At 66.6% G+C, this 26535-nt stretch carries 23 protein-coding genes and 1 pseudogene; 7 read left to right on the plus strand and 17 right to left on the minus strand.

All coding sequences use genetic code 11. The features are described from left to right. Positions 1-607: 607 nt before the first annotated feature. From recJ to LL972_RS15925, 13 genes are all read right to left on the minus strand, one after another. Positions 608-2347 carry a single-stranded-DNA-specific exonuclease RecJ gene (gene recJ / locus LL972_RS15865; protein WP_228328406.1) on the minus strand — a complete coding sequence of 580 codons (1740 nt, stop codon included), beginning with the start codon at positions 2345-2347 and terminating at the stop codon, positions 608-610. After that, entirely contained in the window at positions 2344-3264 is a 921-nt protein-coding gene (locus LL972_RS15870; RefSeq protein WP_228328407.1) for a phosphoglycerate mutase, read from the minus strand. Before LL972_RS15870 ends, recJ begins: the two co-directional genes overlap by 4 nt. 30 nt (positions 3265-3294) lie before the next feature. After that, positions 3295-3759: a transcription elongation factor GreA gene (gene greA, locus LL972_RS15875; protein WP_016903166.1), complete on the minus strand. Its 465-nt coding sequence runs from the start codon at positions 3757-3759 to the stop codon at positions 3295-3297. An 8-nt stretch (positions 3760-3767) separates the two neighbouring features. Then, positions 3768-7010: a carbamoyl-phosphate synthase large subunit gene (gene carB, locus LL972_RS15880; RefSeq protein ID WP_228328408.1), complete on the minus strand. Its 3243-nt coding sequence runs from the start codon at positions 7008-7010 to the stop codon at positions 3768-3770. Between the two features lie 114 nt (positions 7011-7124). Next, a complete protein-coding gene (locus LL972_RS15885) occupies positions 7125-7481 on the minus strand; it encodes a type II secretion system protein M (protein WP_228328409.1) in 357 nt (118 codons plus the stop codon). Then, entirely contained in the window at positions 7478-8611 is a 1134-nt protein-coding gene (gene carA / locus LL972_RS15890) for a glutamine-hydrolyzing carbamoyl-phosphate synthase small subunit (RefSeq protein WP_228328410.1), read from the minus strand. Before carA ends, LL972_RS15885 begins: the two co-directional genes overlap by 4 nt. Positions 8612-8851: 240 nt before the next feature. Beyond that, a complete protein-coding gene (dapB, locus tag LL972_RS15895) occupies positions 8852-9568 on the minus strand; it encodes a 4-hydroxy-tetrahydrodipicolinate reductase (RefSeq protein ID WP_228328411.1) in 717 nt (238 codons plus the stop codon). A 371-nt stretch (positions 9569-9939) separates the two neighbouring features. After that, positions 9940-10662, minus strand: coding sequence for an MOSC domain-containing protein (locus LL972_RS15900; RefSeq protein WP_228328412.1), 723 nt, complete (start codon positions 10660-10662; stop codon positions 9940-9942). Continuing rightward, complete coding sequence (locus LL972_RS15905; RefSeq protein ID WP_228328413.1) at positions 10659-11861, minus strand: PLP-dependent aminotransferase family protein; 1203 nt, start codon at positions 11859-11861, stop codon at positions 10659-10661. The genes LL972_RS15900 and LL972_RS15905 overlap by 4 nt, the downstream gene beginning before the upstream one ends. Positions 11862-12270: 409 nt before the next feature. Continuing rightward, complete coding sequence (locus tag LL972_RS15910) at positions 12271-12771, minus strand: nuclear transport factor 2 family protein (protein WP_228328414.1); 501 nt, start codon at positions 12769-12771, stop codon at positions 12271-12273. Positions 12772-12829: 58 nt separating this feature from the next. After that, the gene (locus tag LL972_RS15915) at positions 12830-13084 is read right to left on the minus strand and encodes a DUF6587 family protein (protein WP_228328415.1); all 255 of its coding nucleotides are present in this window, start codon (positions 13082-13084) and stop codon (positions 12830-12832) included. A gap of 1 nt (position 13085) precedes the next feature. Beyond that, a complete protein-coding gene (feoB, locus tag LL972_RS15920; protein WP_228328416.1) occupies positions 13086-14945 on the minus strand; it encodes a ferrous iron transporter B in 1860 nt (619 codons plus the stop codon). Further along, a complete protein-coding gene (locus tag LL972_RS15925; RefSeq protein WP_016904358.1) occupies positions 14942-15190 on the minus strand; it encodes a FeoA family protein in 249 nt (82 codons plus the stop codon). Before LL972_RS15925 ends, feoB begins: the two co-directional genes overlap by 4 nt. Positions 15191-15306: 116 nt before the next feature. Here LL972_RS15925 and LL972_RS15930 point away from each other — a divergent pair, with 116 nt between their 5' ends. From LL972_RS15930 to LL972_RS15950, 5 genes are all read left to right on the plus strand, one after another. After that, positions 15307-16104, plus strand: a complete 798-nt coding sequence (locus LL972_RS15930; protein ID WP_228328445.1) for an enoyl-CoA hydratase-related protein — start codon at positions 15307-15309, stop codon at positions 16102-16104. Further along, positions 16101-16997 (plus strand): hydroxymethylglutaryl-CoA lyase, encoded by an 897-nt coding sequence (locus LL972_RS15935; protein WP_228328417.1) that lies wholly within the window; start codon positions 16101-16103, stop codon positions 16995-16997. Before LL972_RS15930 ends, LL972_RS15935 begins: the two co-directional genes overlap by 4 nt. 147 nt (positions 16998-17144) lie before the next feature. Continuing rightward, positions 17145-17915, plus strand: coding sequence for an SDR family oxidoreductase (locus LL972_RS15940; protein ID WP_228328418.1), 771 nt, complete (start codon positions 17145-17147; stop codon positions 17913-17915). Positions 17916-18023: 108 nt separating this feature from the next. Then, entirely contained in the window at positions 18024-18590 is a 567-nt protein-coding gene (gene yeiP, locus LL972_RS15945; protein ID WP_115676860.1) for an elongation factor P-like protein YeiP, read from the plus strand. Beyond that, positions 18590-18982 carry a hypothetical protein gene (locus LL972_RS15950; protein WP_228328419.1) on the plus strand — a complete coding sequence of 131 codons (393 nt, stop codon included), beginning with the start codon at positions 18590-18592 and terminating at the stop codon, positions 18980-18982. Before yeiP ends, LL972_RS15950 begins: the two co-directional genes overlap by 1 nt. Positions 18983-19025: 43 nt before the next feature. On the opposite strand, the pseudogene LL972_RS15955 reads toward LL972_RS15950, so the two are convergent. The 3 genes and pseudogenes from LL972_RS15955 to LL972_RS15965 all read right to left on the minus strand — a co-directional run bounded on the left by LL972_RS15955 (position 19026) and on the right by LL972_RS15965 (position 22612). Then, positions 19026-20863 (minus strand): annotated as a pseudogene (locus tag LL972_RS15955) (DUF4105 domain-containing protein). Next, positions 20860-21159, minus strand: coding sequence for a DUF2388 domain-containing protein (locus tag LL972_RS15960; RefSeq protein ID WP_228328420.1), 300 nt, complete (start codon positions 21157-21159; stop codon positions 20860-20862). The pseudogene LL972_RS15955 and the gene LL972_RS15960 overlap by 4 nt, the downstream one beginning before the upstream one ends. 34 nt (positions 21160-21193) lie before the next feature. After that, on the minus strand, positions 21194-22612 hold the full coding sequence (locus LL972_RS15965; RefSeq protein WP_228328421.1) for an FAD-binding oxidoreductase: 1419 nt from the start codon (positions 22610-22612) through the stop codon (positions 21194-21196). Positions 22613-22820: 208 nt separating this feature from the next. Between LL972_RS15965 and serA the strand changes: the two genes are divergently transcribed. Then, on the plus strand, positions 22821-24062 hold the full coding sequence (serA, locus tag LL972_RS15970) for a phosphoglycerate dehydrogenase (protein ID WP_228328422.1): 1242 nt from the start codon (positions 22821-22823) through the stop codon (positions 24060-24062). 240 nt (positions 24063-24302) lie between these two features. Here serA and LL972_RS15975 read toward each other — a convergent pair whose 3' ends face one another. Then, positions 24303-24890 (minus strand): NUDIX hydrolase, encoded by a 588-nt coding sequence (locus LL972_RS15975; RefSeq protein WP_228328423.1) that lies wholly within the window; start codon positions 24888-24890, stop codon positions 24303-24305. Positions 24891-25032: 142 nt separating this feature from the next. Between LL972_RS15975 and LL972_RS15980 the strand changes: the two genes are divergently transcribed. Further along, positions 25033-26505, plus strand: coding sequence for an amino acid permease (locus LL972_RS15980; protein ID WP_228328424.1), 1473 nt, complete (start codon positions 25033-25035; stop codon positions 26503-26505). Positions 26506-26535: the final 30 nt, after the last annotated feature.

Raw genomic sequence — 26535 nt, forward strand, 5'->3', positions numbered from 1 at the left:
GTGGCCCACGCCGGCTCTCGACGCCCAAACTGCCAGAATCCGAACAGATAAGGCTCTAGCGCGGCATCCATGCCGCTTAAGGTCCCGCGACGGTGGGCGGGCAAGGACCTGTCCAGATGGTCGGTGTGCGTGGTTGCAAGCGAAGCATGACGCGTGTGGCTTGGATCACGGCGCGTCCGATCGGCTCCCCGGCACACGCCGAACAACACAGGACCTTCAAGAAAACACCTGCAGAGTCGTCATCGCGAATCTTGAAAACAAGGTGGTGAAGCGGCCTGCCTTGACCAGGTCGTGGAAACGACATGCCGAGGCGGCAGCGTGGCCGGGGATTGGCGGAGAGCGGCACTCAGGATGTGCCGCGGCGGCGAGTCAGACAGGATGTCTGACCGAGCCGAGGAGTCGATCCCCGGCCGCGCTGCCGCCCCCTACCGAAGCCAGCGACTGGCAGCCGCGCGCCTGAGAACCCGACGCTCAGCTCCCTCCACGGGCAGATTCACGGTGCGTCCCGCGAGCCGCGAGGACACCGCGCCTTCGACCAACGAGGCTTGGAAACATCCAAATGACGCCAGGTGCGGCAACAAAAGGTAGATAACGCTGAGCCCGCAGATCAGCCAGTGACTGTCGCCGGCTCGCAATGTTCGACGATCAACTGCACTGCGGTGCCCCCGCGATAGTCGTCGCTGACCAGGCGGTACGCCAACCGCACCATGCGTGCCGGCTCGCTACCGCGCCAGCCATTGAAGTGGATGGCGTTGAGCGGTTCGGCACGGCCGGCGCAGCGCAGGGTGAGCTTGAGATGGCGCTCCTTGAGCAGGCGCCATTGCAACACTTCGAACTGACCATCGAACAGCGGCTCGGGAAAGCCCTGCCCCCACGGCCCGGCCACGCGCAGCGCCTCGGCATGCAGGTGATCGAGTTCGTGCGCGGCCAGTTCGCCATCGCTATGCAATTCGGCATGCAGCAGCGAGGCATCCACCATCGTCTGCACCTGGCGCTGGAATGCCTGCTCGAAGGTCGCCAGTGCGGCCTGCTCCAGGCTCAATCCGGCCGCCATCGCATGCCCGCCGAACTTCTGGATCAGGCCCGGGTGGCGCGCGTCCACCGCAGCCAGCACATCGCGGATATGCAGGCCGGGAATCGAACGCGCCGAGCCACGCAGCTGGCTGCTGCCCGGCTCGGCCGGCGCCAATGCAATCACCGGGCGATGCAGCCGGTCCTTGAGCTTGGAGGCGACCAGGCCGATGACACCGGGGTGCCAGTCGGCGTCGAACAGGCACGCGGCGATCGGCAATTCGCCATCGGCATCCAGCACCACCTTGGTGACCGCCTGCTCGGCATCGTCGGTCATCAACTGCTGCACCGCGCGACGCTCGGCGTTGATCTCTTCCAAGGTGCCGGCGATCTCGCGCGCCCGGCTCCAGTCTTCGCTGAGCAGCAGTTCGATGCCCAGGGCCATGTCTTCCAGCCGGCCGGCGGCGTTGAGACGTGGCCCCAATGCAAAACCGATATCGCTGGCGCTCAGGCGCGCCACGTCGCGGCCGCTGGCCTCGATCAGGGCGCGCAAGCCGATGCACCCCTTGCCCTCGCGCAGGCGGCGCAGGCCGGCCGACACCAGCGCACGGTTGTTGGTGTCCAGTGGCACCAGATCGGCGACCGTGCCGACCGCCACCAGGTCCAGCAATACCGACAGGTCCGGCTCGGCGCGTTCGGCAAAGGCGCCGCGCGCGCGCAGCACGCCGCGCAAGGCCATCAGCACGTAGAAGATCACCCCGACCCCGGCCAGGGATTTGCTCGGTAAGCGGTCGTTGGCCAGATTCGGATCGACGATCGCATCGGCCGGCGGCAACACTTCGCCAGGCAGGTGATGGTCGGTGACCAGCACCGTCCAGCCACGCGCCTTGGCCGCGGCCACGCCGGCGTGGCAGGCGATGCCGTGATCGACGGTGACCAGCAGATCCGGCTGCAATGCAGCCAGCTCGTCCACCAGCGCAGGCGACAGACCATAGCCATGCACCATGCGATTGGGCACGGCGTGGTGGACATCCAGCGCGCCGAGCATGCGCAAGCCACGCACGCCGACCGCACAGGCGGTGGCGCCATCGCAGTCGAAATCGCCCACCACCAGGATGCGACGCTGCTGTGCGATCGCATCGGCCAGCAGCTCGGCCGCCACGTCACTGTTGTGCAGCAACTGCGGCGACAGCAACTGCCCCAGGCGCGGCTGCGCGCCCTGCGTATCGGTCACGCCGCGCGCAGCATAGATGCGGCGCAGCAGCGGCAACATGGCATCGGGCCAACTGCCGGCCTGCCCGGGTGGGCGCCGGACGATCCGCGGGGTGGAGGTCATTGCGCCAGCTGTGCCCGCGGCTTGCGCCAGAAGCGCCAGCGTTGCGCATGCGTCAGCGACACGGTGTCGCCGTCCTGGAAATCCAGCACCAGCCGATCCAGTTCGCCACGTGCCATCGCCGCCAGCAACGGCGCCACCGCATCGTCGCTGAACTGCTGCAGCGAGCGCAGGTGCCGCAGGTCCACCAACGCATCCACGCGTTGTTCGCCCTGCGCATCGGCACCGGCCGCCAGCGCCAGCGCACGCAGCAGCGATTCGCGGCTGCGCACCTGACGGTGCGACGAGCTCACTGCATGTGGCAGCACGCCGCCGCCCCAGAACCACAGCGAATTGATCGCCGGTTTGCCGCTGGCCACGCGGTCCTCGTTCCAGGGATGCTGATGCAGCAGCACCTGCGCCTCGGTCAGCAAGGCACGCCAGCGCCTGCCGATCTCGCCTGCCGGCAGATGCTCGAACAGGTCATCGCCGATCGCCAGATCCGGTGGCGCAAATTCCGGCAATTTGGCATCCGGCGACAGCCGCAGATACCAGCGCGCAGGCGTGGGCGCATCCAGCAGGAAGCCGGCATCGCCAAACATCGGCTTGAGGATGGGCAGCAACACCGCCAGGTCCTCGGCGGTGGGGCCGAGCGCCTCGCCGTAGCCCATCAAGCGCGCACCCTGCATGTCCGGCACCACGTAGGCCGGATCGGCACGCACCCAGGTCGCACCGGCCGCATCGCCGGCATCGAGCTGGCGGGTCAACGCGGCCACCGGCCACTGCGCAGGCGTCAGCGTGAAGTGGCGCTGCAGCTGCGCCACCTCGCCGGGCTCGACGCTTTGCTGGTCGGCGCGCGCCAGCGCACGCGCCACCGGCGTATCGCCCAGTTCACCGGGCAGGCGGCGTTTTTCCGGCAGCAGCAGCGTGGCGGTGGTCATCGGGCGGTGGCGTCGTTCAATCCCGCCGCGTCAGTCCAGATAGGCAACGCTGACCACTTCGTACTCGCGCTGGCCGGCCGGCGCATCGATGGTGACCGAATCGCCTTCCAGCTTGCCGATCAATGCACGTGCCAGCGGCGAGGAGATCGCGATCATGCCCAGCTTGATGTCCGCTTCCAGATCGCCAACGATCTGGTAGCGCTTCTCTTCGTCGGTCTCGGTGTCGGCCAGCGTCACCGTGGCGCCGAACACGATCTTGTTGCCGGCCGACAGCTTGGTGATGTCGATGATCTCGGCATGCGAGAGCTCGCCTTCCAGCTGCTTGATGCGGCCTTCGATGAAGCTCTGCTGCTCGCGCGCGGCGTGGTACTCGGCGTTTTCCTTCAGATCGCCGTGCGCGCGCGCTTCGGCGATCGCATTGATCACCGCCGGACGCTTGACCGACTTCAGCTGGTCCAGCTCTTCGCGCAGGCGCTGCGCGCCCTTTGCCGTCATGGGTGCTCTCATGCTTCCAGCTCCTTGTGCAGTTCCTGCAGCGACCAGACAGGGCCGGTGCCGCGGAATTCCAGCGAATGCACCAGCGCCTTGGCGCCGGCAACAGTGGTCGAATAGGTCACGCGATGCTGCAATGCTTCACGCCGGATCGAGAACGAATCGGAGATGGCGGCGCGACCTTCGGTGGTGTTGACGATATACACGATCTCGCCGTTCTTGATCGAATCGACGATATGCGGGCGCCCTTCGGCGACCTTGTTGACGATCTCGCAGTTCAGCCCGTTCTGCTGCAGCCAGGCGCCGGTGCCGCGCGTGGCGACCAGCGTATAGCCGCGCTCCACCAGGGCCTGCGCCACCGGCAACACGCGCTGCTTGTCCGGATCGCGCACCGACACGAACGCCTTGCCCACCGGCGGTGCCTTGATGCCGCCGGCCTCCTGCGCGCGCGCAAACGCGGCGCTGAAGCTGCGGCCCACACCCATCACCTCGCCGGTGGAGCGCATCTCCGGCCCGAGGATCGGGTCCACGCCCTGGAACTTGGCGAACGGGAAGATCGCCTCCTTCACCGAGTAATAGCCCGGCACGATTTCCTTGGTGGCACCCTGCTCGGCCAGCGTCTTGCCGGCCATGCAGCGCGCGGCGATCTTGGCCAGCGGCATGCCGATCGCCTTGGACACGAACGGCACGGTGCGCGAGGCACGCGGGTTCACTTCCAGCAGGAACACCACATCGTCGCCGGCCTCGTTCACCTGCACCGCGAACTGGGTGTTCATCAGGCCGACCACGTTCAGGCCTTCGGCCAGCATCACCACCTGGCGGCGCAGCTCGGCCTGGGTCTTGGGCGAGAGCGAATACGGCGGCAGCGAGCAGGACGAATCGCCCGAATGCACGCCGGCCTCTTCGATGTGTTCCATCAGCCCGCCGATCAGCACGTTGCCGTCCTTGTCGGCAATGATGTCCACGTCCACTTCCACCGCGTTGTCGAGGAAGCGGTCCAGCAGCACCGGCGAATCGTTGGAGACCTTGACCGCGTCGCGTACATAGCGCGCCAGGTCGGATTCGCCGTAGACGATTTCCATCGCGCGGCCGCCGAGCACGTAGCTCGGACGCACCACCAGCGGGTAGCCGATCTCGCGCGCCAGCACCAGGGCTTCCTCCGCATTGCGGGCAATGCGGTTTGGCGGCTGCTTCAGGCCCAGCTTGTCGACCAGTTGCTGGAAGCGCTCGCGGTCTTCGGCCAGGTCGATCGAATCGGGCGAGGTGCCGATCACCGGCACGCCGTTGGCTTCCAGCGCGCGCGCCAGCTTCAGCGGAGTCTGGCCGCCGTACTGCACGATCACGCCCTTGGGTTTTTCCAGCTCGACGATTTCCAGCACGTCTTCCAGCGTCAGCGGCTCGAAGTACAGACGGTCGGAGGTGTCGTAATCGGTGGACACGGTCTCCGGGTTGCAGTTGACCATGATGGTTTCAAAGCCGTCATCGCGCAGCGCAAGGGCTGCGTGCACGCAGCAGTAATCGAACTCGATGCCCTGGCCGATGCGGTTGGGGCCACCGCCCAGGATCATGATCTTGTCGCGGTCGGTCGGCAGCGCCTCGCACTCGTCCTCGTAGGTCGAATACAGGTACGCGGTGCTGGTGGCGAATTCGGCAGCGCAGGAATCCACGCGCTTGTAGACCGGGCGCACCTTGAGCGCGCGACGCAGCGTGCGCACCGATTCCTCGTTGGTGCCGGTCAGCTCGGCCAGGCGCGCGTCGGAGAAACCGGCGCGCTTGAGCGTGCGCAGACGCGCCGCATCCAGTGCCGGCATGCCGTCATCGGCCAGCTGCTGTTCGTGGCTGATCAGTTCTTCGATCTGATCCAGGAACCAGGGGTCGATGAACGACAGCGCGTAGACATCGGCCACGCTCATGCCGGCGCGGAACGCATCGGCGACATAGAACAGGCGCTCCGGGCCCGGCGCCTTGAGCTCGCGCTTGAGCGCGGCGATATCGTCTTCGCTGTTCAGGTCCAGGCCGGTCGGGTCCAGCCCGATCTTGCCGGTTTCCAGGCCACGCAACGCCTTCTGCAGCGATTCCTGGAAGGTGCGGCCCATCGCCATCACCTCGCCCACCGACTTCATCTGGGTGGTCAGGCGCGCATCGGCCTGCGGGAATTTCTCGAACGCAAAGCGCGGGATCTTGGTGACCACGTAGTCGATCGACGGCTCGAACGAGGCCGGGGTCAGGCCACCGGTGATCTCGTTGCGCAATTCGTCCAGTGTGTAGCCCACCGCCAGCTTGGCGGCGACCTTGGCGATCGGAAAGCCGGTGGCCTTGGACGCCAGCGCCGACGAGCGCGACACGCGCGGATTCATCTCGATCACCACCACGCGGCCGGTGGTCGGGCTGATGCCGAACTGCACGTTGGAACCGCCGGTATCCACACCGATCTTGCGCAGCACCGCGATCGAGGCATCGCGCAGGCGCTGGTATTCCTTGTCGGTGAGCGTCTGCGCCGGTGCCACGGTGATCGAGTCGCCGGTATGCACGCCCATCGGGTCGAGGTTCTCGATCGCGCAGACGATGATGCAGTTGTCCGCGGTGTCGCGGACCACTTCCATCTCGAACTCCTTCCAGCCCAGCACCGATTCTTCCACCAGCACTTCGGTGGTCGGCGACAGTTCCAGGCCACGGCCGACGATCTCGATCAGCTCTTCGCGGTTGTAGGCGATGCCGCCGCCGCTGCCGCCCAGGGTGAAGCTGGGACGGATGATGGTCGGGTAGCCGACGCGGGTCTGGATATCCAGCGCCTCTTCCAGCGTGTGCGCCACTTCGGCGCGGGGGCAATCCAGGCCGATCTCGCCCATCGCCACGCGGAACAGCTCGCGGTCTTCGGCCATGCGGATGGCTTCGCGCTTGGCGCCGATCAGTTCGACGTTGTACTTCTCCAGCACGCCGTGGTCGGCCAGGTCTAGCGCGCAGTTCAGCGCGGTCTGCCCGCCCATGGTCGGCAGCAGGGCATCAGGCTTTTCCTTGGCGATGATCTTCTCGACCGTCTGCCAGTTGATCGGCTCGATGTACACCGCATCGGCCATGTCCGGGTCGGTCATGATCGTGGCCGGATTGCTGTTGACCAGCACCACGCGATAGCCCTCGTCGCGCAGCGCCTTGCACGCCTGCGCGCCGGAGTAGTCGAACTCGCAGGCCTGGCCGATGACGATCGGGCCGGCGCCGATGATCAGGATGGTTTTTAGGTCGGTGCGCTTTGGCATTTCTTTACTCGATTAGGAACATGCGGCAAGCCGCAGGTGCGGAAGAGTGGCCGCGGCGATCGCATCGCGACGCGGCATGATGTTGCATCGACTCCACGGAGCCGAAAGCCGGGTTCATCCGGCGTATCCATAGCCCAGGGCGCGCAGGGTGTTCTGCATCCACTGATGCAGCGCGAACGCGGCGGCGAAGCTGACCAGGAGCAACAGCCAGCCGGTCCCGGAGGTCTTGCCCCACCGGCGCACCTTGTCCGGGTCGGTGTTCTGCATGCGCTGGTGAAAGGATCCGCCTCCAACCACATAGCCGACGCCGAACACGACACACATCGGCACCAGCAAGGCCAGTTTCATGCCGCCGTGCAGCGTGATCGACTCGGCTCCGGCCCGCGCCTGCTCCAGCGGCATCCAGATGCCCCAATAGGCCACGGCGGCGCCCACCAGCAGGATCAGCACACCCATCAACCGAGCGCTCATGCGCGCTTGGCATCCTTGTCCATCAACGCCACGAACCGGTCGAACAACGGCCCCACATCGCGTGGGCCCGGCGAGGCTTCCGGGTGGCCCTGGAACGAGAACGCCGGTGCGTCGGTCAGCGCGATGCCCTGGTTGGTGCCATCGAACAGCGACCGATGGGTCACCCGCACATTGGCCGGCAGCGTGCTTTCGTCGACCGCAAAGCCATGGTTCTGCGAGGTGATCATCACCCGCCCGCCATCCAGATCCTGCACCGGATGATTGGCGCCGTGATGGCCGGTGGTCATCTTGACCGTGCTGGCGCCAGCGGCCAGCGCCAGCAACTGATGGCCCAGGCAGATACCGAAGGTCGGCACCTTCTGCGCGACCAGTTCCTTGATCGCGGCGATCGCGTAATCGCAGGGCTCCGGGTCGCCCGGACCATTGGACAGGAACACGCCATCGGGCTGCATCGCCAGCACCTCGGCCACCGGCGTGCGTGCCGGCACCACGGTGACGTCGCAACCACGGTCGGCCAGCATGCGCAGGATGTTGAGCTTGACGCCGTAGTCATAGGCCACGACCTTGTGCTTCAGCTCGGCGCGCACGAAGGTGTCGGAGTTCAGATCCAGCGAGCCTTCCTGCCAGTTGTAGCTGGTCTCGGTGGAAACCACCTTGGCCAGGTCCATGCCCTTCAGGCCGGGGAAGCTGCGTGCCGCTTCCAGCGCCTTGTCGACATCGATCTCGCCGGCCATCAGTGCGCCGTTCTGGGCGCCCTTCTGCCGCAACAGGCGGGTCAGCTTGCGGGTATCGATACCGGAAATGGCCACCACACCGCGGGCCTGCAGCCATTCCGGCAGTGCAACTTCGCTGCGCCAGCTGCTGGGACGACGCGGCACATCGCGCACGATCAGGCCGGCGGCCCAGATCTTGCTGGCCTCGTCATCCTGATCGGTAAAGCCGGTGTTGCCGATATGCGGATAGGTCAGCGTGACCATCTGGCGGGCGTAGGAGGGATCGGTCAGGACTTCCTGGTAACCGGTCATGGCGGTGTTGAACACCACTTCGCCGACGGAAAGCCCGTTGGCGCCTACGGATTCGCCCTCGAACACGGTGCCGTCTTCGAGGACAAGGATTGCGGGTTGGGTCACGTGGGGGTCTCGCTCTGGCTGCCTGGGACTCCGATGCGCTTCCGGCCAAATTCCGGTTGCAGCAAAGCGCGGACGCGGTGCTGAGGACCGGTCCGACGCTGGTTCGGGCAAGCGAGAATTGTAAAGGCAAGTGCCCCGGCATGCCAGCCTGAAGAACACCCAGAGCCGCAGTGAGGTCGCAACAGCGAGGTGAATGCGCTATTACAGCGGCTCACCATTCATGCGCGGTTGCGCGCCGGGCTACAGCACCAAGTCGCGCACGCGGTAACTGCCGGCCGGCTTGCCGATCAGCCGTTTGGCTGCATGCAAGGCGCCGCGCGCGAAGATGTCGCGATTGCTGGCGCGGTGAATCAGTTCCACACGTTCGCCCAGCCCGGTGAACTGCACCGTGTGCTCGCCGACGATATCGCCGGCGCGCAGGCTGGCGAAGCGCGGCTGCGCACCGCTGCCGGTGGCCGCCTCGCCCAGCGTCAATGCGGTGCCGGATGGCGCGTCCTGCTTGTGCACGTGATGCGCCTCGACGATGTCGCAATCCCAGCCCGGCAGGCTGCCGGCGGCACGCTCCACCAGCTCGGTCAGCACCGCAACGCCCAGGCTGAAGTTGGACGCCCACACCAACGGAATCTGTTGCGCGGCCTCCAGCAACGCGGCGCGCTGCGCTTCATCCAGACCGGTGGTGCCGGACACCAGCGGTTTGCCGCGCTGCGCGCACAACGCCAGGATCGGTGCGAAGCCCTGCGGCAAGCTGAAGTCGATCGCCACATCGAAGGCCGGCGCACCGCCGAGTTCGCTGGCGGCGAAATACGGCACGCCATCCACCACGCGCTGTGAGGGCGAACGCCCCACCACCGCACCGACGACGTGCAAGCTCTCGTCTTCGGCGGCCAAGCGCAGCAATGCCTTGCCCATCCGCCCGGAGGCGCCGTGGATCAGAACTTTCACAGGAGACGGTGTCATGGCGGCAGGCCTAGCTGGGCGATGGGGTTGTACAAGATAGCTGGGAATCGGGAATGGGGATTCGGAAATTGTAAAAGCCGGGATTGGGGAGTCGGGATTGGGGATTTGTTAAAGCTGGGAATCGGGAATCGGGATTGGGGATTCGTTAGAGCGGGTGCGGGTGTGCACTGTTTTGCGTGCAGTAGCGCTTTCGCTTTGGCTTGGTGGCGTCAGCGAGATGCGCGTGGTGGTTGATTGCTGAGTTGGGGCAACACAGCTTGGCGGGCAGGTGTGGGTTGGCGCGGCGCGTGTTCGACGTTCGTGAACGCATGGCACACGCTGCAACTGGCGCGGCTGCGGCCTTTGATCGCGCGCGATGGTGTTGGCGGCTCTCAGTCGCTTGCGCCATCCAGGCGCTTGCCCCAGCTCTCTACTTCGCGGCGTTGCAGACGGCGTTCAAACAGCGCCTGCCATGACGGCACCAGCGGCAGTTGCAGCACCTCGGTGATGGCGGCGACATCGACATCGCGCGCATACAGCAGCTGTTGCAGGCGCGACAGCGTCCATTGCGGATGCGGGCGCTGCTGCAGCGTCAGCCTATCGCCTGCCGCAATGTCGCCGGGCTGCAAGACGCGGTAATACCAGCCGGTGCGGCCGGTGTCCTGCACGCGCCGCGCCAGATCGCGCACGCCGAAGCGGTCGGACAGCTTCCAGCATGGCTGACGCAGCTGCGACACTTCCACTACCGCCGTGCCCAATGCAAAGCGATCGCCCAGGCAGACGTCGGCTTCGGTGAGACCGACGCTGCTCAGGTTTTCGCCGAATGCGCCGGCAGTCTCCAGCAACGCGTGTGCACCGAGTTCGGTTCGCCATGCCGCGTAGTGATCGCGCGGGTAGTGATGGATCGCCTTATCCGGCCCGCCATGCACGCGGCGGTCGCCCTGTTCGTCGCCTTCGAGACCTTCCGGACCGACGCGCACCGCGCCGTCCACCGCACGCTTGTCGATCGCGCTGCGGCTGCCGGGGCGGGTGAAATCGCGTGCGATGCCGATCGCGATGCTGTCGATGGTGATCGCAAGCGCAGGCGCCTGCACGCCAGCGGTCTGCGCGGTCACGCGCCCTGCCCCGGCAATTCGGCCAGCGCCTCGCGTAGCACCTCGCCCAGGACCTGGATGCCGGCATCGATCCTGTCGCCGGGCACGGTGACGAACGACAGCCGCAAGGTATTGACCTGCGGCAAGGTGGCGTAGAACGGCGCACCCGGCACGAACGCCACATTGCGTGCGATCGCACGCGCCAGCAGCGCAGTGCCGTCCAGCCCGGGCGGCAGGTTCACCCACAGGAACATGCCGCCTTCGGGACGATTCCATTGCACCTGGGGCGGGAAATGCCGATCCAGTGCCTCCAGCATCAGGCTGCATTGGCGCGCATACAGCGCGCGGATCTGCGGGATATGCGTGTCCAGAAAATCGTCCTGCAGCGTCTGGTGGACCACGCGCTGGGTGAACGAGGGCGTATGCAGATCGGCCGCCTGCTTGGCCTGGATCAGCTTGCCCAACACCGCTTCCGGTGCGACCACATAGCCCAGTCGCAGCCCGGGCGCGAGCACCTTGGAGAACGAGCCCATGTAGATCACGCCCTCCGGATTGAGCGACAACAGGCTCGGCAACGGCTGGCCGCTGTAGTACAGCTCGCCGTACGGATCGTCCTCGACGATCGGCACGCCCGCCTCGGCTGCGCGTGCGATCAAGGCCTGACGCCGCGCCAATGGCAGCCGGCGTCCGGTGGGGTTCTGAAAATTCGGCAGGCAATACAGAAAACGTGCGTCGGCCAGCAACGCCGGATCCAGCGCATCCACCACCACGCCGTCGTCGTCCGAGGGCATGCCGACGAACGCCGGCTGGAACAACGAAAACGCCTGCAACGCGCCCAGATAGCTCGGCGTTTCCACCAGCACCTTGCTGCCTTCGTCGATGAACACCTTGCCGAGCAAATCCAGGCCCTGCTGCGAGCCGGTGGTGATCAACACCTGGCTGGGCCGGATGCTGGCGCCGTCGCGGCTCAGCCGTGCGGCCACCCATTCGCGCAGCGGCGCGTAGCCTTCGGTGGGGCCGTATTGCAGCGCGGCCTGCGGCGCATCGCGCAGCACCTGATCGCTGGCCGCGCGCATGCGCTCCACCGGAAAGGTGGCCGGCGACGGCAAGCCACCGGCGAAGGAAATGACCTCCGGCCGCTCGGTCACCTTGAGGATTTCGCGAATCGCCGAACTGGTCAGCGCCTGCGCACGTCGGGAGATCTGGAAGGAGGTCGTCATGGCGCAAGCATAGCGAAGGCCTGTGGCCGACGCGCTGTGCACTGCAGCGTCGAGTACGCAACTCGGCCATGCCGGTGTCGCTGCCGCACCAAGGCCGCTGCACCAAGTCTCGCCACGCGTCACGCCGCTTGCTCGCGTGGCGGTGGCGCTACCGAAATCGCCCTACGGCGATGCCGATGCGCTTGCGTCAGCGTCAGCGTCAGCGTCAGCGTCAGCCAATAGTGCCATCGGCACGCGCGTCGCATCGCATCGCATCGCATCGCGCAGGATGTCGCCTGTCCCGTCGAAGCACGCTGCGGACGCAAGTTGGCGAGGCAGCGAGCCAGAAAGGCTAGTGCAGATGACAGGCAGCGCTTCCGCGCGACGGTGGCGCCGGCCCGACGATGGGCAGCGCTGTTGCCGGCGGCGCTTACTCGTACGCCGGGCCCACCCAGGCAGTGCCCTCGCTGCGTTCGATCAAGATCTTCCAGCGCTTGCGGATCACCTTGTCGCGCGAGCGGAAGGTCATGCGCACCCCTGGCAAACCGAGCGTGGCGCGCGTCTCGACCATGGCCGAGGCCGCATCGGCAGCGATTTCGATCTTGGTGATCGAGTGCTTGTAGTCGATCAACTCTTCCGGGGAGGCCACATGGCGCATCTGACGCAGCACCTGCGCCCATTCGCCATTGGATTTGCAGTATTTCTCGCGTGTGGCGGTCTGCCGCTTCTGGTGCGAGTCCATGCGGTACAACACCACCATTTCGAACTCCGGCGCGGTCATCGCGCACAGCGCCTCGCCATCCTGGCTCAACATCGCCTTGTCGTGCGCCGCGTAGAAATCGCGCACCTGCGTTTCGTCCAACGCATTGCCGCCGTAGTTATAGATGCCCGCAACGGCAGCCAAGATTGCCAACAACACCAACAAACGCATCGCCTATCCCCTGTACCGCCGCATCCTGCAGCCGTGCAAGTGTAGAGGAGCAGCTGTGTCAGTGGCTACGCGGCGGCGTTGGCCCGCAGCTGTCGCAGCCACCGCAGGCCGCAGCGCTCTGCGCAGCCGGCGGCGCCACGCGACGCCCCAAGGCGTGCATCCACGCAGGTCGCCCCTCGCGCAGCAGACCGATTGCCAGTGTGCTGCGCAGACGCCGCAAGAGGCCGGGAAACTGCTTCTTCATCACCACCCACAGGCTCAGCAGCACTGCGCATGCGATGACCACGTATTGCAGCGTGAGCGAGAGATCCATCTCAGCCGGCTCCAAGCAGCACGGCCAGCTGATAGGTCACCAACGAGGCCAGGTAGGCCAGCGCGAACAGGTACACCGCGCTGATGGTCATCTGTTTCCACGAGTTGGTTTCGCGCTTGATCGTGGCCAGCGTGGAGATGCACATCGGTGCGTAGATGTACCAGACCAGCAGCGACAGCGCGGTGGCCAGCGACCAGCCATCGCTGATCAGCGGCGACAAGGCCTGCGCGGCGGCATCGTCGTCGGCAGCCGACAGCGCATACACGGTTGCCAGCGAGGCCACTGCCACTTCGCGCGCGGCCAGGCCCGGGATCAGGGCGATGCAGATCTGCCAGTTGAAGCCCAACGGCGCGAAGAAGATCGCCATCGCATGGCCGATGCGCCCGGCGAAGCTGTAATCGATCGCCGGCAGGGTGGCGTCGGCCGGCGCGGCCGGAAACGACAACAGGAACCACAGCAGGATGGTCAGGGCCAGAATGATGCCACCGACGCGCTTGAGGAAGATCAGCGCACGCTCCCAGAGCCCCAGCGCCAAGTCGGGCAGATGCGGTAGGCGATAGGACGGCAGCTCCAGCATCAACGGATGCTCGCTCTTGTCGCGGCGCCACTTCTTCATCGTCCACGACACCAGCAGCGCGCTGACGATGGCCGCGGCATACAGCGCGAACAGGATCAGGCCTTGCTGGTTGAAGATGCCCCACACGGTCTTCTGCGGGATGAAGGCACCGATCAGCAACGCATACACCGGCAATCGCGCCGAACACGTCATCAAGGGCGCGACCATGATGGTGGCGAGCCGGTCACGCGGGTCCTGGATGCTGCGGGTGGACATGATGCCCGGCACCGCACACGCAAAGCTCGACAGCAGCGGGATGAACGAGCGCCCGGACAAGCCGGCCGCCGACATCATGCGATCGAGCAGGAAGGCCGCGCGCGGCAGGTAGCCGGACTCCTCCAGCGCCAGGATGAAGGCGAACAGGATCAGGATCTGTGGCAGGAATTTGATCACCCCGCCCAGGCCGGTGATGATGCCGTCCTTGAGCAGGCTGTTGAGCGGGCCCTCCGGCAACGTGGTGCCCGCCCACTCGCCCAGCATCGCGGTGCCGGCATCAATCAGGTCCATCACCGGGGTGGCCCAGGCATACACCGCCTGGAAGATCAGGAACATCACCACCGCCAGCGTGACCAGGCCCCAGAGCGGGTGCAGCAGCCAGCGGTCCAGCGCATCGTCCACCCGCGAGGTCCGCGTCGGCATGGTCACTGCCGCACTCAGGATCTGTCGCACCTGCGCGTGGTAGTTGCCATCGGCCGGCGGCGTGGCGCTCGGTGCCGCCAGGCGCGCGGCCTGCGCGTCGATGCGCTCGACCAGCGCCTTGGCGCCGCCGCGGCGCACCGCCACCGTTTCCACCACCGGCACCCCGAGCGCCTGTTCCAGCGCAGGCAGGTCGATGACGATGCCGCGCCGCTGCGCGGCGTCGACCATGTTCAGGGCCACGATCATCGGCCGGCCCAGCTCGCGCAGCTCCAGCGCAAAGCGCAGATGCAGGCGCAGGTTGGTCGCATCCATCACGCAGACCAGCACGTCCGGCGCCGGTTCGCCGGGATAGAAGCCACGGCACAGGTCGCGGGTGATCGCTTCATCCAGACTGGCCGGCTGCAGGCTGTAGGCACCCGGCAGATCCAGCACCGCGAAGTCGCGCCCGGACGGCGCACGGAACTGCCCCTCCTTGCGTTCGACGGTGACGCCGGTGTAGTTGGCGACCTTCTGCCGGCTGCCGGTCAGCTGATTGAACAGCGCGGTCTTGCCGCTGTTGGGATTGCCCACCAGCGCCAGACGCATGGGGACGGTTGCGGTGCTCATGCCTGCGCTCCATCGACGCGCACCTGCACGCGTGCGGCTTCGCTGCGCCGCAGGGCAAATCGCGTGTAACCGACCTGTACCAGCAGCGGTTCGCGCCCGACCGGCCCGGTCGCCAGCACCGTGACTTCTTCGCCGGCGACAAAACCCAGTTCGCGCAGACGCCGGGCGATCGTGTCGTTGGGGAGGCGATCCTCCACGGAATCCACGATGGCGGCGCGATGCAAGGGCATGTCGGACAGCGTCACAAAGACGGCCTGATTGTTAGGAATGGTTCTCAATTCTAGCATCGACGCACCGCGTCATGGCTCAGCCGACCCGTGCCGCTATCATGGTTCGCATCCCATTCATGGACGTTGACGCAATGCAGGACACCGGCTTGATCGTGGAGGACCAGGGAGCGGTCCGCACGTTGCGACTGCACCGCCCGGCGGTGCACAACGCCTTCGATGCGAGCTTGATCAGCGCGCTCACCGACGCCTTGCAGCAGGCCGGCCAGGCAGCGCAGATCCGCGTCGTCGTGATCACCGGTGCCGGCGCTACGTTTTCTGCGGGCGCGGACCTGAACTGGATGCGCGGCATGGCCGGCGCCAGCGAGGCCGAGAACGCGGCCGATGCGCTCGCCCTGGCGCGCTTGATGCGCACGCTGGACGAGTTGCCTAAGCCGACCATCGCGCGCGTCAACGGCGCGGCGTTCGGCGGCGGCGTGGGCCTGGTGGCGTGCTGCGATATCGCCATCGGCTGCACCGAGGCACGCTTTGGGCTGACCGAGAGCAAGCTCGGCCTGCTGCCGGCGGTGATTTCGCCGTATGTGATCGCAGCGATCGGCGCGCGCCAGGCGCGGCGCTGGTTCGCCACTGCCGAAATCTTCGACGCGGCCACCGCGCAGTTGCTGGGCCTGTTGCATCAACTGGTTGCCGCCGACCAACTGGATATCGCGGTGGAGCGCCAGGTCCGCCTGTTGCTGGCGGCCGCGCCACTGGCGGCGGCCAGCGCCAAGGCGTTGGTGCGCGCGGTGCTGCCGCCGACCGACCGCGACGCCATCGACGCCGCCAACGCCGCGTGGATCGCACGCCTGCGCGTCTCGGCCGAAGGCCAGGAAGGCCTGGGTGCCTTCCTCGACAAGCGCAGCCCGGCCTGGTTGCCGGAGGGTGCGGCATGAGCGACTTCGTGCGCATTGTCGAGGTCGGCCCGCGCGATGGCCTGCAGAACGAAGCCACACCGATCGCCACCGCCGACAAGATCGCGCTGATCGACCGACTCTCCGCGACCGGGCTGCGCAGCATCGAGGCGACCAGCTTCGTCAGCCCGCGCTGGGTGCCGCAACTGGCCGACGCGGCCGAGGTGTTCGCCGGCATCACCCAGGCGCCGGGCATCGCCTATCCGGTGCTGGTGCCCAACCTGCAGGGCTATGCGCGCGCACGCGCCGCCGGTGCACGGGAAGTGGCGGTGTTCACCGCGGCGTCGGAAGCCTTCAATCGCACCAATACCAACGCCGGCATCGACGAATCGATCGAACGCTTTCGCCCGATCCTGGAACAGGCGGCCCTCGACGGCGTGCGCGTGCGCGGTTACGTCTCCACCGTGCTGGGCTGCCCGTATCAGGGCGAGGTGCCGGTGGCCGACGTGGTCGATGTCGCGCAACGGCTGTACGCGCTGGGCTGCTACGAGATTTCGCTGGGCGACACCATCGGCGTCGGCACCCCGGCCAAGGCACGCCAGATGCTGGCCGCCGTGGCGCAGGCGGTGCCGATGCCGGCATTGGCGGTGCACTTCCACGACACCTATGGCCAGGCGCTGGCCAATATCGCTGCTTGCCTGGAGCAAGGCGTGCGCGTGGTCGATGCGGCGGTGTCCGGGGCCGGCGGCTGCCCCTACGCCAAGGGCGCCAGCGGCAATGTGGCCAGCGAAGATGTGGTGTATCTGCTGCACGGGCTGGGCATGCCGACCGGCATCGACCTGCCTGCCCTCGCCCGCACCGGCCGCTGGCTGGCGCAGTTGCTCGGCCGCCAGACCGGCAGCAAGGTCGGCAAGGCCCTGGCGGCCGCCGACTGAGGCGCCAGTCCGGCATGCCTCCCGTCGCCGCGCCCGCTCCATTCCAGGATCGGTCGCACCAACGCTTCGGCTAGAATCGCCGGCTGCGTCGTCACCCGTTCGCCGGCCGGCATCCACCGGCTTCCAGGATTTCCAAGGAACCACCGCATGCAGCCTTCTTCTGTTCTTGCCATCGTCACCGGCGGCGTTTCCGGCCTGGGCCTGGCCGTGGCGCAGCGCATCGTGGCCGACGGCGGCAAGGTCGCACTGTTCGACGTCAACGCCGACAAGGCCGAGGCGGCGCTGGCGCTGCTCGGTGACGGCAACGCGCAGTATTTCGCCACCGATGTCACCGACGAGGCGCAGGTCGCCGCCAACGTGGCGCAGGCCGCGCAGGCGCTGGGCGGGCTCAACCTGGTGGTGAATTGCGCCGGCATCCTGGGCTCGGGCCGCGTGCTCGGCAAGCAAGCGCCGATGCCGCTGGCGACCTTCCGCACCACCGTGCTGGTGAACCTGGTCGGCAGCTTCAACGTGGCCAAGGCCGCGGCCGATGTGATGCAGCACAACAGCGCCGGCGATGACGGCGAGCGCGGCGTGATCATCAACACCGCCTCGGTGGCCGCCTACGAAGGCCAGATCGGCCAGGCCGCCTATGCCGCCAGCAAGGGTGGCGTGGTCGGCATGACCTTGCCGATGGCACGCGAGCTGGCCCGCTTCGGCATCCGTGTCATGACGATCGCACCGGGCGTGTTCTGGACCCCGATGGTGGACGGCATGCCCGAGGCGGTGCAGCAATCGCTGGCCGCGGCGATCCCGTTCCCCTCGCGCCTGGGCCAACCCGACGAATACGCCGACACCGTCGCCTTCATCCTGCGCAATCGCTATCTCAATGGCGAGGTGATTCGCCTGGACGGCGGCGTGCGGCTGGCACCCAAGTAGCCGGGATTGGTGAGTCGGGATTGGGGATTCGCAACGGCAACCGCCGCCTGCAACCCAGCCGCACTTGCCAATCCCAAATCCCCAATCCCCAATCTCCGACTTACATCCATGAAAGCCAACGACATCAAGAAAGGCAACGTCGTCGAATACAACGGCGGCATCTACCAGATCCGTGACATCGAGCGCAGCTCGCCGCAGGGCCGTGGCGGCAATGTGCGCTTCCGCTTCATCATGTACAGCGTGCCGGGCGGTGTGAAAACCGACGCCAGCTTCGACGCCGACGACAACCTGCCGGAAGTAGAACTGCTGCGCCGCCTGTCCACGTTCTCGTACAAGGATGGCGAGGCGTTCGTGTTCATGGACGACGAAGACTTCACGCCGTACACGCTGGATGCGGAGGTGATCGGCACAGACGCCGGCTACATCACCGACGGGCTGACCGGCATCTACGTGCAGGTGATCGACGACCAGCCGGTGGCCGTGCAACTGCCGCAGACGGTGACGCTGGAAGTGATCGAAACCCCGCCCGAACTCAAGGGCGGCACCGCCACCAAGCGGCCCAAGCCGGCCAAGCTCAACACCGGCCTGGAAATCATGGTGCCCGAGTACATCACCAACGGTGAGCGCGTGCTGGTCAACACCACCACCGGCGAATTCGCGGGCCGCGCCGACTGATGCGCACGCCGGTCGTGGTCCTTGCACTGGGGCTGCTGGCCGCCTGCACGGCGCCACCGGCCCCGGCGCCGACATCCGCAGCCACGCCCGCGCCGGTGGCCTGCACCGACGCCAAGGTGGACGAGGAGTGGCTGCAACATCCGCCCGGCCTGTGCGGCATGCCGGAGGATGTGCGCACGCTGGTGGAGGACTACGACACCTGCGAGCACTTCGCGGGCGAGGAGCCGTACGACGCCGATCGTCGCCACGAGATCGACGTGGCGATCGCGCAGTTCTGCACGCCGGCACCGGCGCGGCTTGCACAGCTGAGGCAGCAGTACCGCAACAATGGGCCGGTCAGCGCGTGGCTGCGCAAGTATTCGGTGCAAGCGGATCTGCAACCTGCTGGATGAGGTCGGCGTGGCGCATCCCTTCTCCCCTCGGATAAGGGATGCGCTATTGCACCTGCAGGGGCACGCCACTATCCATCTGCACACTGTCGGCAGTCGCATCACCGCGCGCAAGCACCCGCAGGCGCGCGCGCAGACGTTGCACATTCGCCTCGCCCTGCTCCAGAGCGATGCGGATCTCGGCCGGCAGTTGCTGACGCCCCAGCGCCTGCAGCTGTTTCCAGCCGTCGACCAGTACGCCGGTTTCCTGCGCCACGCGCGCGCTCAGGTCCTGCTGCTCGTCCGCTTGCGGCAGTCCGTAGCCGGCGCTGCCCAACAGCGTGGCCGGGTGACTGAGCTGGGCCTGCCGCGCGAACAGCGATTGCAGTTGACCCTGCACCGAGTCACGCCCGGCTGCGCCGGGTGTCAGCAGGCGCTTGAGCGCATCGCGTGCCAGCAACTCCTGGCGGCGCAACGCGGCCTGTTCCAGCAACAACGCCGCAGCCGTTTCGCGCAGACCGCCGCGCTCGAACCATTGCGCACGTGCGTCCGGCCGCGCGTCCAGCCATTGCTCCACGCTGGTCTGCGGCAGCGGCAGGCCGCGGCGGATCACCTCGAACATGGCCTGGTAATGCGCCGCCGCCGACTCGAAGTAATAGCCTTGGCGAGTCGCCTGCGCACGGTCGTCCAGCACCCGCAGGTCGGCGATGCCGGCACGGTGCAGCCGCTGGCGCACGCCGCGTGGGGTGATCGAAGACAGCCCGGCTGCGGCCAGCCGCGGCACGCCGTCGTGCAGGAGCTTGAAGGTCTCCACCGCGCAGTTGTTGCCGATGAAGTAGTAGCGCCCGTCGTAACTCCAGTGCACCTGCGCGGCGCGTGCAAGCAGCGCGGCGATCTCCCCGGGCGTCAGTGCCAGCGGCACCGACGACAGGGCACGCAGCTCCACCTTGGTGTATTCGTCGACGACCTGATTCAACGGCAATACGAACAGCCGCGAAGGATACGCGCCGGTCAGCCCGCGCCAGCTGGAAATCTGCACATCGCCGACGAAGGCGCGGAACGACAGCACGCGGTGATACTGCAGATCCAGCCGGCAATCGGGACCGGGCGTGCGGCCAGGGGCACAGATCACCAGACGCAGCATGCTGTGGCCCCAGCGGCTCATCGACTGCGCATTGCCCTCGGCCAGCAGGTAGTCCACCGCATACACACGCGCTGGATCCAGTGCCAGCAGCGACATCGCGCCGGCATCGTTGTCGGCCTGCAGGTACGGCAGCGTCGTCTCGCAACGCGCCGTGCCGCGAACTGGGCCAACCTGCTCGGCGAACCAGGCCGCCAGCGCCGGACGCCGGCAGTGGTAATCCGCATCGAGCACGTAGTGTTCGAGATTCACCGCGACAAATTCGGCCGGGCTGCGCCGCTCGTAATCGTCGGGGCTGCGATCGCTGAACCGGTTTGCGCCACGCCCGATCCGCCCAGATCGCGCAGCCGCGGGTCGCGCGACAGGCCGCCGTGCGCACCGCGGTCCAGCACATGCGCCAGTTCGTGCACCACGGCCGCCGTCACCGCGCGCGTGGCCGATGTATCGAGGTCGGTCTGTGCAGCGGTCGCCTGCCCGCTCCAGGCATCCAGCAGCGCACGATCGAGCAAAACGCGCCGGCCGATTGCGCGGCCATGCACGTGTGCGGGCAAATCCGTGCGCCACTGCAGCTGGATCGGTGCGTCGATACGCTGCATCCAGGCGAGCGGCAGACGCTGGGCCACCTGTTCCACCAACGCGTACGTGGCGTCGATCTGCGCCGCAGACAGGCCCTGCGGATCGACATCGATGCGTAATTCGGCCTGCGCCGCCGGTGCGATCGCTGCGGCCAGCCACAGCCACCCGCACCGGCGCAGAGAACTCACTGGGCCAGGATGGACTGCGCCAGTTCCAGGTCGCTGGACAGCCGCGCCGCATCGCTACGGCTGCGCAGCTGCAGCAGCGCCGCTTCCAGCCGCGCGCCACGGATCGCGCCATTGCTGGCGACGAAGCCGGCCGCATCTTCGCGTGCGTCGGCCACCACCTTGTCGTCGCCGGAACTGCTGCCGGAGGAATTGGACGAACCGGCCGACGATGCACCCGCCGATGTTCCGGCCAGGCTGGATGCGAAGGCCGCCAGCGGCAGCAGCGTCAAAGCGCAAAACACGAGGGAGCGCATCATTGGCGTATCGATTCCATGTGAAGGTGGTGAAAGACTAACCGGCACGCGTAGCGGCAGGCGCGTCGTCCATCTCGAACAGCTTGCCGGGATTCAGCAAAAGATGAGGATCGAGCACATGTTTGATCCCGCGCATCAAGGCGATTTCCTCGGCCGAGCGCGTGCTCCACAGGTAGGCCTTCTTGACCAGGCCGATGCCGTGTTCGGCAGAGATGCTGCCGCCGAAACGCTGCAAGGCCTGCGCCAGCAACTTGGTCACCTGATCGCAGGCCGCCACGAAATCGGCCTGGCTGGTGGCGTCGGGTTTGAGCACGTTGATATGCAGGTTGCCATCGCCGATATGGCCGAACCACACCACATCGAAATGCGGATATGCATCGTGCAGCAACGCCTGGGTTTCGGCCAGGAACGCCGGCATCGCCGAGATGCGCACCGACACGTCATTCTTGTACGGCGTGTAGCGCGCCAGCGCTTCGGTGATGCCTTCGCGCAGCCGCCACAGTTGCGCGGCCTGCGCATCGCTCTGGCTGATCACCCCGTCGCTGACCCAGCCCTGCTCCATGCAGGTTTCGAATGCCGCCATCGCTGCGGCTTCCTGCGCCTCGTCGCCGGCAGCGAATTCGGTGACCACGTAATAAGGATGCACCTGCGCAAACGGTGCCTGCGCGCCGTGCGCCAGCACGTGTTCGAGCGCGCGGTCGGTGAAGAATTCGAACGCCTCCAGCCGCAGCTGCGCGCGGAACGCGGCGAACACCTGCATCAGCACCTCGAACGAGGGCAGCGCCAGCAGCATCACGTTGCTGGGCGCCGGCGGGTCGGTCAGTCGCAATGTCGCTTCGACCACCACGCCGAGCGTGCCCTCGGAGCCGATCATCAGATGGCGGAAATCGTAGCCGCTGGAATTCTTCACCAGCGCGTTGTTGAGTTCGAGCAGCTCGCCGGCACCGGTGACCACCTTCAGGCCGGCCACCCAGTCGCGGGTATTGCCGTAGCGGATCACGCGGATGCCGCCGGCATTGGTGGCGATATTGCCGCCGATCGAACACGAGCCGCGCGCGGCGAAATCCACCGGATACACCAGCCCATGCTCGCGCGCGGCGTTGTGCACCGCTTCCAGCGGCATGCCGGCCTGGACGGTGAGCGTGCGATCCACCGCATTGAACTCCAGCGGCTTGTTCAGGCGCTCCAGGCTCAGCACCAGCTCGCCGTTGGCAGCCACCGCACCGCCGGAAAGACCGGTGCGCCCGCCCGAAGGCACCACCGCAACCGCGTTCGCATTGGCCCAGCGCAGCACCGCCTGCACCTCGTCCACCGAACCGGGCAAGGCGATCGCGAGCGGGTTGGGCGTCCAGCGCCGCGTCCAGTCGCGGCCGTAGTGTTCCAGGTCGGCCGGCTCGGTCTTCAAACGCAACGCGGGCACGGCCTGTTGCAACGAAAGGATGCGGGGATCGGTCATGGCACACGGCGCTGCGGCAGGAACCGCACAGCGTGCCAGTGCGCGCCAGCCCCGTCCAGTTGCACGGCCTGCGGCCGAAGCGATGTTGGATTCAGCTGAAACCGTTGCACCGCAAGGGCTTAGCCTGCGCAAACACTGCGTTGCGACCGCCCCATCGCACAGCCCATCTGGCATAGTTGCCGACCCGATTGCTGCAATGCGCTCCCCCATGTCGCCGAAGAGAACCTCGTTTCCCAAGCAGGACATCCGCGTCCTGTTGCTGGAAGGCATCAGCCAGACTGCCGTGGATGTGTTCCGCGCCGCCGGTTATTCGCAGATCGAGCTGCACGCCAAATCGTTGCCGGAAGATGAGTTGATCGCCCGCATCGCCGAGGCGCATATCGTCGGCATCCGCTCGCGCACGCAGTTGAGCGCACAGGTGCTGGCGCATGCCAAGCGGTTGATCGCGGTCGGCTGTTTCTGCATCGGCACCAATCAGGTCGATCTGGACGCGGCCGAGCTGGCCGGCATCCCGGTGTTCAACGCGCCCTACTCCAACACCCGCAGCGTGGCCGAACTGGTCATCGCCGAGGCGATCCTGCTGTTGCGCGGCATCCCGCAGAAGAATGCCGAGTGCCATCGCGGCGGGTGGTCCAAATCAGCCGCCGGCAGCCACGAAACGCGCGGCAAGGTGCTGGGCATCGTCGGTTACGGGCATATCGGCACCCAGGTCGGCGTGCTGGCCGAGTCGCTGGGCATGCAGGTGATCTTCCACGACATCGAAACCAAGCTGTCGCTGGGCAACGCGCGCGCGGCGATCGATCTGGACGACCTGCTGGCACGCTCGGATGTGGTGACCCTGCATGTGCCGGAGACGCCGTCGACCAAAGACATGATCGGCGCGGCGGAAATCGCGCGCATGAAGCACGGCGCGCACCTGATCAACGCCTCGCGTGGCACCGTGATCGACATCGACGCACTGGACGCGGCGCTGAGCTCAGGCCAGATCGGCGGCGCGGCGGTGGACGTGTTCCCGATCGAGCCCAAGGGCAATGGCGATGCGTTCGAATCAAAGTTGACCGCACACGACAACGTGATCCTGACCCCGCACGTCGGCGGCAGCACGCTGGAAGCGCAGGACAACATCGGTGTCGAAGTGGCCGCCAAGCTGGTGCGCTACAGCGACAACGGCAGCACCCTGTCGTCAGTGAACTTCCCCGAGGTCACCCTGCCCGAACATCCCGACAGCCTGCGCCTGCTGCATATCCACCGCAACGTGCCGGGCGTGCTGTCCAAGATCAACGAACTGTTCTCGCGCCACAACGTCAACATCGACGGCCAGTTCCTGCGCACCGATGCCAAGGTGGGCTACGTGGTGATCGACGTCAGCGCCAGCGAGGCGCAGGCCACCGCGCTGAAGGAAGGCCTGGCGTTGATCGAAGGCACCTTGCGGACGCGGATCTTGTATTGATCTGTTGATGCATGCGTGGCCCTCATCCGGCGCTTTGCGCCACCTTCTCCCGCAAGCGGGAGAAGCAAGTGCAGGTCACCCTTCTCCCGGGAGCTCCCTTGTCCCGCTCGCGTCCCTCGCGCGCGCTCCTCTCTTCCGCGCGCTCTTCCCCAGCGTACTTCTTTCTCCAGCGCGCTCCCTTCTCCCGCTTGCGGGAGAAGGTGCCCGAAGGCGGATGAGGGCACACGCCCTCAATACCCCTCACACGCCTCGCGCCACCCACTTCTCCGCCATGTGCCGCATCGACGGATCCAGCTGCGGATCGGCAAGCAGCTCGGCGACCGGGCGCCACGCCAGGGCCAGTGATTCCTCGCTGACCTCGAACGCCTCATCCGTTCCAGCCACCACCACATAGCGCGCGTCGTAATGCCAGTGCCCTGCCACCTCGCCGCGCGCGGGAATCCAGTGGCGGTCGAGGTCGAAAATGGCCGCGTCGGCCAGGCGCAAGCCGCTCAATCCGGATTCTTCCTGCGCCTCGCGCAAGGCCACCTGCGCCAGGTCGCGGTCGCCGTCGGCATGCCCGCCCAGCTGCAGCCAGCGTTGCAGCTTGCGGTGATGGGTCAGCAACGTGCGTGTGCCATCGGCGCTGACCACCCACGCCGAACCGGTGAAATGACCTTCGACACGCTCGCGCAGGAACGGGTTGGTGGCATCGTCCAGCAGCTGAGCGAACTGCTCGGCCAGCTCCGCTTCGTCCGGCCAACGTGCGCGGTAGTCGGCCAATCGCTGTTGCAGGGTTGCATCCACCATCTGTCGTTCCCGGTCGCCCGTTGCGGGCCAGGCGGCCATTATCGCCATTCATGCTGCGTACGTGCTTGTCGTGAGCGTGTAGCTTTGGCAAGGTAGGCCGCTTGCCTGTCCCTCCGGGATGCGGCGCACCACCTTCGCCCAGGCGCGCGCGCCTTAGCTTTGCCACTTAGGGATGTACCGAATGCTGAAGTCTCTGTTGAGGGTCAAACCGATCGAGCCCGCTGGACATGTCGACGGGGGCGAACCGGTCGAAGGCAGCCTGCAAGGCGAAGCCACCCTGCAACGTACCCTCACCGCCAAGCACCTGATCATGCTCGGCATCGGCGCGGTGATCGGCGCCGGCATCTTCGTGTTGACCGGCCAGGCCGCTGCCAACCATGCGGGTCCGGCGGTGATGCTGTCCTTCGTGTTTGCGGGCATTGCCTGTGCGTTCGCCGGCCTGTGCTACGCGGAGTTCGCGGCGATGATGCCGGTGTCCGGCAGCGCCTATTCGTATTCATACGCCACCCTCGGCGAGGGCATCGCCTGGTTCATCGGCTGGTGTCTGGTGCTGGAGTACCTGTTCGCCGGCTCAAGTGTGGCGGTCGGCTGGTCCGCCTACCTGATTAGTTTCCTGACCGGCACGCTCGGATTGCCGTTCCCGGCCGAGCTGGCCGGTGCACCACTGGCCTGGGACGGCCACAACTTTGTCAGCTCCGGCAACCTCATCAACCTGCCGGCCGTGCTGATCGTGGCTGCGGTGAGCATGCTGTGCTACGTCGGCGTCACCCAGTCGGCGTTTGCCAACGCCATCGTGGTGGCGATCAAGGTGGTGGTGATCTGCCTGTTCGTCGGTTTCGGTATCGCCTATATCGACCCGGCCAACTGGCATCCCTTCATCCCGGAAAATACCGGGCCGGGCCAGTTCGGCTGGGACGGCGTGTTCCGTGCCGCTTCCATCGTGTTCTTCTCGTATATCGGCTTCGACGCGGTCTCCACCTCCGCCGGCGAGACCAAGGATCCGCAGAAGAACATGCCGATCGGCATTCTGGTGTCGCTGGCGGTCTGCACCGTCATCTACATCATCGTTTGTGCGGTGTTGACCGGCCTGTTGCCCTACACCCAGCTCGGCACCGCCAAGCCGGTGGCCACGGCGCTGGAAGCGCACCCGCAGCTGACCTGGCTCAAGACCGCAGTGGAGATCGGCGCGATCGCCGGCCTGTCGTCGGTGGTGCTGGTGATGCTGATGGCGCAGCCGCGCATCTTCTACACCATGGCCAAGGACGGGTTGATGCCCAGACTGTTCGGCAAGGTGCACCCGAAGTTCCACACGCCCTACGTCGGGACGATCTTCGTCGGCGTGGTCGCGGCGCTGCTGGCCGGGTTGATCCCGCTCAGCGTGCTGGGCGAACTGGTGTCGATGGGCACCCTGCTCGCCTTCGCAACCGTATGCGCCGGGGTCATGGTGCTGCGTTTCACCAAGCCGGATCTGCCGCGGCCGTTCCGGGTGCCGCTGGCGATGCTGATCTGCCCGCTGGGCGCGCTGGCCTGCCTGTTCCTGTTCTTCCAGGCCTTCCAGGAACACTGGAAGGTGTTCGTGGGCTGGACCATGATCGGCCTGGTCATCTATTTCGGTTATGGCATTCACCATAGCCGACTGGCCCGCAAGGCTTGATTGCGAGTCCCTCGCAAGAACCCGCACATC

Origin of the sequence: Xanthomonas campestris pv. asclepiadis (genome assembly GCF_020784175.1) — a bacterium.
Classification (GTDB): Bacteria; Pseudomonadota; Gammaproteobacteria; order Xanthomonadales; family Xanthomonadaceae; genus Xanthomonas; species Xanthomonas campestris_D.